Below are 942 nucleotides of genomic sequence, written 5' to 3'. Positions count from 1 at the left end.
CACGGCATTCTCCTAAATTCCTGTTCAGCAGCGCTCGACGCGTGCGCGCCGGGCATCCCGGATCGCGCGTCGACGCCCCATGAACACGACAGGCAAATGGAATCATGACGATCGACAACTCTCCTTCCGGCCGGGCGGCATCGACCCGCGCCACGTTGTTCGACCCGCTCGAATTCGGCGGGATCACGCTCGGCAACCGCATCGTGATGGCACCGATGACGCGCAGCCGTGCCGGCGCCGGGGATGTACCCGGCGCGCTCAGCGCCACCTACTACGCCCAACGCGCGTCGGCTGGCCTGATCGTCACGGAGGGCACGCAGATTTCGCCGCTCGGCAAGGGCTATCCGTTCACGCCGGGGATTTACAGCGATGCGCAAATCGACGGCTGGCAACGCGTGACCGACGCCGTGCATCGCGCAGGCGGCCGGATTTTCGTCCAGCTCGCGCACGTCGGCCGCATCGGCCATCCCGATCTGCAGCCCGACGGCGCCCTGCCCGTCGCGCCGTCGGCCATTCAGCCGGACGGACAGGCATTCACGCCGGCCGGACCGAAACCGCACCCCGTACCGCGCGCGCTCGAGACGAATGAAATACCAGGCATCGTCGAGCAATACTCGCATGCGGCGCAGGCCGCGTTGCGGGCAGGTTTCGACGGCGTCGAAATCCACGCGGGGAACGGTTACCTGCTCGATCAGTTCCTGCGCGACGGTACGAACCGGCGCACGGACCCTTACGGCGGCACGATCGACAACCGTATCCGGCTGCCGCTCGACGTCGTGCGGGCGGTCGGACGTGTCGTGAGTGCCGCGCGCGTGGGCGTCCGCATTTCGCCGGTCACACCGCATTTCGGCGGCATCGCCGACAGTCAACCGCAGGCGCTGTTCGACCGGTTCGCCGACCGGCTGACCGGGCTCGCCGCTTATCTTCACGTCGTCGAAGGCA

1 protein-coding gene is annotated in these 942 nt (G+C 67.6%); it reads left to right on the top strand.

The window, feature by feature from the left end:
• Positions 1–104 precede the first annotated feature (104 nt).
• A partial coding sequence (locus tag JMF90_RS38595) for an alkene reductase (RefSeq protein ID WP_201326496.1) occupies positions 105–942 on the top strand: 838 nt, incomplete at its 3' end.

The organism is Burkholderia sp. E168m23, from assembly GCF_016586125.1.
Taxonomy (GTDB): Bacteria; Pseudomonadota; Gammaproteobacteria; order Burkholderiales; family Burkholderiaceae; genus Burkholderia; species Burkholderia orbicola.
The sequence above is the reverse complement of the archived record's forward strand: the minus strand, read 5'-3'. Positions and strand labels throughout refer to the sequence as shown.